This is a genomic window from Streptomyces sp. NRRL WC-3742 (assembly GCF_000720635.1).
GTDB lineage: Bacteria > Actinomycetota > Actinomycetes > Streptomycetales > Streptomycetaceae > Kitasatospora.
Genome location: NZ_JOCF01000031.1, coordinates 173,774 through 181,476, shown reverse-complemented (window position 1 = coordinate 181,476; position 7,703 = coordinate 173,774). Strand labels below are relative to the sequence as shown.

The following is a 7,703-nucleotide window of genomic DNA, read 5'->3' as shown; positions in this document are numbered from 1 at the left end:
GCCCCGCCCCACTCCCCGCCCAACCCCACGCCCTGACACACCCGCAGCACCACCAGCGCCCCCGGCGCCCACCACCCCCACGCCCCGAACCCCGGCAACACCCCCACCAGCGCCGTCGCCACCCCCATCAACAGCAGCGACACCACCAACACCGCCCACCGCCCCACCCTGTCCCCGAAATGCCCGAACACCACCGCCCCCAACGGCCGCGCCAGAAACGCCACCGCGTACACCGAGAACGCCGCCAACAACGCCCCCACCGCGCCGAGCCCGGGAAAGAACACCGGCCCGAAAACCAGCGCCGCCGCCGTCCCGTAGATGAAGAAGTCGTAGAACTCGATCGCCGTCCCGACCAACGCGGCCACCGCCGCCCGCCGCACCTGCCCATCCTCCGCACTCATACCGCCACCCTCCCGACCCCGCCGCACCGCCCACCAGCCCCCACCCGGGTGACCCCGGTGCGAACGCCCGGGCCCGCGCCCCCACGCGCGACCACCCGGGCGGGGCTGTGCTGATGCTGCGCTACTGCGCGGCGGTCGACCCACGCCTCCGCCGCAGCACGGCGAACACCACGGCCGCGACCACGGCCAGGGCCGCCACCGCGCCTGCGGCGATCGGCAGGATGCTCCCGCCGGGACCCGACGACGCATCGGCCTTCGGCGCGCTGCCGGGGGTCGCGGCCGCCACCGAACTCGGCGCGGTGGAGGGTGTGGTGGAAGGTGCGGCCTCAGCGATCGGGAGGGGCGGAAGATCCGCCGGGCCGGGATCGCCCGGAGCCGCCAAGGCGATCCACGGCCGCACGGAGCCATATCCGAGGCGGTCCGTACGGGCGGACCCGCCCTTCGGCCCGTCGGCCGTGTTGATCAGCACCCGCAGAACCTGGTTCGCCGACCAGTCCGGATGCGCCGACCACAGCAGCGCGGCCGAAGCGGACACCAGGGCCGTCGCATCCGAGGTGCCGTGACTCCTGCAGTAGCCGGAGGACGCGGTGCAGGCAGCGATCAGATCCTTCCCCGGGGCCACGAAGACCACCTGCGGCCCGTACCCGGACTCGTCCGTCACCGCTCCGTCCCGATCGGTCGCCCCGACGCCGACGACACCTGGCAGAGCTGCCGGGATCTCGACCGGATTGCCCTTCCGAGCGTCGTTGCCGACACTCGCGACCACGAGCACGCCCTTCGCCCGTGCGGCGGCGACGGCGCCCCGCAACGTGGCCACATCCTCCGGTGACGGAACCGCCTCACTCATCGCCTGCGAGATGCTCACGACCTTGGCGCCCCGGTCTGCCGCGTAGGTGATGGCTGCGGAGAGCTGTCCCGTGAAGTCGGAGGGGACGAGTGACTCGACCGCCCCGTTGTTGATCTTGAGGGGGAGGAGCTTCACACCCGGCGCCAGACCGTGGGCCCCCGTCCCGCCCAGACCCTTGCCCGTCCCCGCGATCAGGCCGGCCATCCCGGTGCCGTGCCCGTCCGGGTCGGACCCGACCCCGCCTGGGCTGCCGCCGAAGTCCCTGCCCGGGAGGAACTGGCCTGCCAGGTCCGGATGTTGCAGATCGAACCCGCCGTCGATCACGGCGACGGTGACGCCCTGCCCCTCGGTGGTCCTCCACATCTCCGGCGCGTGCATCGCCTCCAGGTGCCACTGCTGCTGCCGAATCGTGTCGGCGAAGGCCGGGCCGACGGCCGGACCGACCGCGACTGTCGCCGCCGCCAGCGCTCCGACCGCAGCCCGCCAACGCTTCACGACTCCCCGTTCCCGGTCTACGGGTTCGGCGGGTAAACGGCAGCCTTCCGCCGCCGCACCACGACGAAGACCACACCCGCGACCACCACCAGGCCCGCCACCACACCACCGACGATAGGCAGCGCGCTCCCGCCCGAACCCGACGATGCATCAGCCTTCGGCGGCGCCACCGGCGTGCCACTGGAGCCCTGCGACGGCACACTCGCCGTCGCCGACCCGCTCGGCGAAGGTGCGGGGGCCGTCGGCTTGGCCGTCTCATTCGGGAGCGGCGACACATCCGCCGGGCCGGGGTCTCCAGGAGTCGTCAGCGCGATCCGCGGACGCACCGCGCCCCAACCCGCGTCATCCGTTCGGTTCGAACCGTCCTTCGGCTTGCCAGCGGTGTTGATCAACACCCGCAGGACCTGATTCCCCGTCCAGTCCGGATGCACCGACCAGACCAGCGCCGCGGACGCCGAGGCCAGCGCGGTCGCGTCGGAGGTGCCGTGGCTCTTGCAGTAGCCGGTGGGCGAGGTGCAAGCAGCGATCATGTCCTTGCCCGGGGCCACCAAACTCACCTGCGGCCCGTGCGTGGACTCCTCCGTCACCGTTCCGTTCTGGTCGAATGCCCCGATCCCGACCACGCCCGGGAGACCGCCTGGGTACTCGACCGGATTGCCATCCTTCGCATCGTTCCCGACACTCGCGAAGACGAGGGCGCCCTTCGCCTTCGCTGCAGCGATGACACCGTTCAGCTTGGCCACTTCTTCGGGCAGCGGAACAACCGCGTTCATACCCTGCGAGATGCTGACAACCCTGGCTCCCTGATCCACCGCATAGGTGATGGCCTCACCCATCTGCCCGAGGAACGCGGAGGAGACCAACGCCCCTTGTCCGACGGAACCGTTGTCGATTTTCAGGGGGAGGATCTTCACGCCAGGAGCCAGCCCCTGCGCGCCCGTTCCCCCCTTGCCCTTGCCTGTCCCGGCAATCAGGCTGGCCATCCCCGTACCGTGCCCGGTGGCGTCTGTGCCCACTCCGCCCGCACTGCCGCTGAAGTCCTTACCTGGGAGGAACTGCCCTGCCAGATCCGGGTGTTCCATGCTGAAGCCGCCATCGATCACCGCAACGGTGACACCCTGCCCCGTGGAGGTCTTCCACATCTCCGGCGCATGCATCGCCTCCAGATACCACTGCTGCTGACGGATCGTGTCCTCAGCGACGGCCGGCCCGGCAACCGGACCGACCACCACCGCCGCTGCCACCAACGCCCCAGCGACTGCCCGTCGACGCACCCGCCCGCTTTTCCGCCCCATCACCAGCTCTTCGCCTATCTCTCCATCGGCCGGAAACCCGCCCAAACGGGTCTGCCCGGTCGCTGGGCGAGCCCAGCGACCGGGCAGACGGTGCCGTCCTACTCAATCACGTCCGGGTTGCTGTACGGCGTACCGTTGGTCCAGGTCTCCTCGTCCTCGTGCAGGTAGTCGGCACGCTTGCGACGCTCGCGCTCGCTGTGGCCGCCATGGCCGGCCATGCCCGGGGCCATCATTCCGCCCTGTCCCCGTGCAGCGCCCTCGCCCACTCCCGCGCCCGCACGGTTGCGCAGGCCCGTACCTCCCGGCGTGAACTCACCACCGGCGGCAGGACCCTTGCGGCCGCCGACCACACCGCCTGGGGTGGAGGTCAACCCCCTGCCGCCGGAGCGACCGCCACCACCACCGCCTCCGTGACCGCCCATCATGCCGGGGTGCATCCCGCCCATGGGCATGCCGCCCCGGCTGCCGCCAACGGGCCCGGCCTCGTTGAGACCGAACACTCTTCCGGCGGGAAGCGGAGGTGTCACAGGGTTCCCTGTCCCCCGACCACCACCGAACGGACCCGGCCGTACGGAGCCCGAACCGCTGTTCTTCACCGGGATGGCCCCACCGCCGCCCCCGACCGGGAACGCCAGGCCGCCCTGCCCACCCGTCGGAATTCCCGGCATCCCCGGCCCGCTGCCGGGGGTGTTGGGCCCGCCCGGGTAGACGGGGGTGGAACCGCCCGGACCGTCCGAAACGAACGGACCGTTGCCCGGAATCGTCGGGTTGGGCAAGGTCGACGAGGGCGGCAGGCTGTCGAGGCCCGTGCCGGTGGGGTCGATCGGGACGGACGGCGAGGACGACGATCCCCCCGTGCCCGCGTCCTGCGGCGCCGACGGCAGCTGCCCGCCACCGTGCGACGGGATCGACCCCGCGCCCCCCGAGGTCGGCTCCCAGGCAGTCGTCCCCGGTTCGCGGTAGGAGGCGGAGCCGCCACCGTAGTTGGCGGCGGACGCGTGGTAGCTGCCGCCCGTACTGCCACCACTTGATCGCGGGTAGCGAAGGGCTCCTCCCGAACCCGCATAGCCACCACCACCGCCTGAGTACGTGTCCGCGCCGTGCCTGTCAGCGTCCGCGCCAGGCGTCCCCGGCAGCACCACGTTGTCGCCGAGCCCATTCAGCGTCGTCGTCGCCGCCGAGTACGCCTGACTCAGCTTCTCCATCTGGTGGATGGCTTCCTGGCGCGCCATGTAGAGCTCGCGCGTTCCGGCCATGGCCTGCGACTCAGTGACCCACTTGTCACCGACGGAACGGCGCATGGCCGCGTCGATCTCACTGGTGGTGGCTGGGCCCGGCGTGCGCTGCTGCTTCGGGCTGAACATCAGGTAGTCCTTGACCGCTTGCGCGTCGACCGTCTGCTTGCCGCGCTGTGTCACCCAATTCTGGGCATCCGACGGTACCGGCGGCATACCCGCCTTGACACTGCTGAGCACCTCGCCGGCCTGGTGCATGGCGTTGCCGGCATTCGCCGCGTAGGCGCTCAGTTTCTCGGCGGACTGCTGGAGGTTGCCGGCCCAGGTTTTGAAGTGCTCCCCGGCCTGACCGTCCCAATTAACGTTTCCCAGATGCGACTTGAGCGCTGCACTCAGCTCATTCAGCACGCGTCCGGCCGCTTGGAGCTGCTGACTACGGGCCAGCACTGTCGCGGGATCCGTTCCCGAGACCATGGCGAAGAGCTCCTGGTGGGAGTTCTTCTCGAAGTTCGTTGCGCCTGACAAATGCCTACTCCCCGTCTCCCCGTACCTCGCCGGCCCTGGCCACCATCAGAGGTCGACCTCAGTCGGCTTCGACGCACTCCCACCTGTGTTCGCCGCGACCGCCTTCTGTGCCGCCGTCGTATGGTCCTCGTTGGCCGCATAACGCCCCGCCGACTTCGAGACCGATTCCTTCATCGCCTGGATCTGCGACGCGAAGTCCTTATGCAGCCTGGCGAGTTCCTTGTGCACCTTGTCGTAGGCCCCCGTCAGAGCCGTCGCCTCGGTGAAGCCCTCGCCGAGGTGCACCCCCTCCACCTTCTGCTGCTGCACCTTGTACGGCGCAGCCGGGGACCCCTCCATGGCCAGCAGCAGGGCCTCGATCTTCTTCGCGAACGTCGTCAGCGTGTCGATCTCGACCTTGACGTCGTGCTTGCCGAAGGCGTCCACCAACTGCTTGGCGCTGGTGTCCGTCTGCCCCGTGCTGACGACCGGAGCGACGTTGACCTTGGTCCCGCCGTAGATGGGCACCCCCATGGGGATGACGATCTGACTCTCCAGCAGGTACGGCGCATCGTCTGCCGAGCCCCCCGGCTCCGACGGAGCCACCGGCTTCGGCGGCTTGCTCTCCCAGTCCCCGAGCACCTTGTCCGGATCTGCCACAGCGGTTCACCCCTCCCCCGTGCGGACCGCCGCTCCGGGACACCCCGGGGGCCGCGCTCCGCAACACACCGTCTACGCATCACTCGTCCAGCAAAACGGCGAACCCGCCCGCCCTGTGGGCAAATTGCGCCTCCGTCATCGTAGCCATCACCCCCGTCGTCCCGGCAGGGGCCTCGGCCCGCCGTGCACGATCGGTACGAACTTGACACGAACACCGGCCCCAGCCACCCCCGGCCACCCCCGGCCACCCCCGGCTAGAATGGCCGGGTACGCCCCATCTGCCGCGCAATGTCGCACAGCAGCGACCCGAGGCCGCAGAACGGACGTGACTCGTTGCTTCCTCCGCACTCCCCCTGGTGGGCCCGCGCCGCACGCCCCGCCCGGCCGCCCCTCCCCCTGGCCCTGATGCTGCGCGCGGCCGTCGGCATGGCGGTGCCCCTCGCCGTCGGTCTGCTGACCCACCGGCTGGATCTCGGGGTGTTCGCGGGTCTCGGGGCGATGCACGCGACGATGAACGACCGGGTCGAGCCGCTGCGCCTCCGTACTGCCCGGATCGGCACCGCCGTCTGTGCCTCCGCGCTGGGCATGCTGGTCGGCACGGCGCTCCAGCACGCCGGGGTCTCGGTTCTCGTTCTCGGTGCCGCGCTGACGCTGACCGCGTTCGTCTCGGGCGCGCTGAGCGCGACGGGCCCGCGCGGGTCGGCGGCCGGGATGCTGCTGCTGGTGTCGGCGGCGCTGGGCAGCGGCATGCCGTTGCCGCATCCGTGGTGGGCGGCGGCGCCGATGATGCCGGTGGGCGCCGTCCTGGTCCTCGTGCTCGGTCTGCCCGCCGGCGCCCGGCAGCGGCCGGAGGCCGACCCGCGGCTCCGCGCGCTGGCCACCGCGTACGAGGCGCTGGGCCGCACCCTCGCCGACCTGGGAACGCCGCAGGCGGCGGCTTCCCGGCAGGTGCTGACGGCCCGTCTGAACCAGTTGCAGGACCTCCTCCCGAGACACGGCCACGGCCACGGCCGCCTGCAGCGGATGTACGAGGCGGCCCTCGCCGCCACCGAGGCGGCCACCGGGCTGCTGTGGGCCTCCCGTCCGGTCCCGCCCGAGGTCGCCGCCGTCCCCGTACGGTTGGCGCAGACCCTGCGCCACGGCACCGCCGACGTCACCGTGCCCGACTGGCAGCCGGACACCCCGGCCCGGCAGGCCCTGGACGCGGCCCTGCGCGCCGCTGCCGACACGGTGGCCGGACGCGAGGCGCACCTGGACACCGCCCCCGTTCCCCCGCCGGACCCGTGGCGGCTACGGGCGCGCCCGCTGTCCGGGGCCTCCTCCCGGTACGGGCTGCGCGTGGCGCTGTGCATCGCGGTCGGCGAGGCGGTGACCGCCAACTACCCGCTGAGCAAGAGCTACTGGGTTCCGATGACGATCGCCTTCGTCCTCAAGCCGGACCTCGGCTCGGTGTTCCTGCGCGCGGTGAGCCGCTCGGTCGGCACGGTGCTCGGCGTGGCGGTGACGGCCGCGCTGCTCTCCCTCACCACGGACGAGTGGGCGCTGACGGTGATCGCCGCCGGGTGCGTCGCCCTGCTCCCGTACGCGACGGCCGCGCACTACGGGCTGAACACCGTGGTGATGACCCCGATGGCGCTGGTCCTGCTGCAGTTGGGCGGCCAGAGCGGCGCCGCCGAGTTCTGGCCCCGGGTGCTGGACACGGCGCTCGCCAGCGCGATCGTGCTGGTCTTCGGGTACCTGCTGTGGCCGGAGCGCCCGCGTCACCGGATCGAGCCCCGGCTGGTGGCGGCCGCGACCGCGCTGCGCGCCTATCTGGACGCGGCGACGGGCGGTGCCGGGGAGGCCCAGGTGTGGCTGCGCCGTACGGCGTACCGGGCGCTCGCGGACGCCCGTCAGGAGGTGAGCCAGGGCCTGTCCGAGCCGCCGCCCACGGGGCGCCTGGCCGAACAGTGGCTGCCGGCGACGGCCGCGCTGGAGCGGCTGGGCGGCGCGGTGGCGGCGTACACGGCGCAGATCCGCTACGGGGGCCGCACGCCGGACCCGGCCGAGATCGACCGGGTCCGCGGGGCGCTGGACGAGCTGACGGCCGCCGCCCGCGCGCACCGCCCGCCGCTGCACGCCGCGGCCCGTCCGACGGCGCCCCACGACCCGGACCGCAGTGTGCTGGCCCGGGCCGCCGAGGAGCTCGAAACGCTCCTCGCCGAGAACGACCGTCGCCCGGACAGGGCTTAGGTCGTCAGACCTGCCCGGCCAGGCTCTCAGAACT

The 7,703-nt window shown here is 72.0% G+C and carries 6 protein-coding genes; 1 reads left to right on the top strand and 5 read right to left on the bottom strand.

Features of this window, described 5'->3' with window-relative positions; translation table 11 throughout:
* The 5 genes from IH61_RS0118850 to IH61_RS42985 all read right to left on the bottom strand — a co-directional run.
* Positions 1-401 (bottom strand): MFS transporter (locus tag IH61_RS0118850; protein WP_031071221.1); only part of this gene is annotated, 401 nt, incomplete at its 3' end.
* Positions 402-522: 121 nt separating this feature from the next.
* Positions 523-1,743 (bottom strand): type VII secretion-associated serine protease mycosin, encoded by a 1,221-nt coding sequence (gene mycP / locus IH61_RS0118845; RefSeq protein WP_031071219.1) that lies wholly within the window; start codon positions 1,741-1,743, stop codon positions 523-525.
* Positions 1,744-1,760: 17 nt separating this feature from the next.
* A complete protein-coding gene (locus IH61_RS0118840; RefSeq protein WP_234327240.1) occupies positions 1,761-2,987 on the bottom strand; it encodes a S8 family serine peptidase in 1,227 nt (408 codons plus the stop codon).
* 149 nt (positions 2,988-3,136) lie between these two features.
* Positions 3,137-4,798, bottom strand: a complete 1,662-nt coding sequence (locus IH61_RS46025; protein WP_031071215.1) for a WXG100 family type VII secretion target — start codon at positions 4,796-4,798, stop codon at positions 3,137-3,139.
* Positions 4,799-4,843: 45 nt separating this feature from the next.
* The gene (locus tag IH61_RS42985) at positions 4,844-5,437 is read right to left on the bottom strand and encodes a hypothetical protein (protein WP_051837395.1); all 594 of its coding nucleotides are present in this window, start codon (positions 5,435-5,437) and stop codon (positions 4,844-4,846) included.
* 333 nt (positions 5,438-5,770) lie between these two features.
* Here IH61_RS42985 and IH61_RS0118825 point away from each other — a divergent pair, with 333 nt between their 5' ends.
* On the top strand, positions 5,771-7,669 hold the full coding sequence (locus IH61_RS0118825) for an FUSC family protein (RefSeq protein WP_031071212.1): 1,899 nt from the start codon (positions 5,771-5,773) through the stop codon (positions 7,667-7,669).
* Positions 7,670-7,703: the final 34 nt, after the last annotated feature.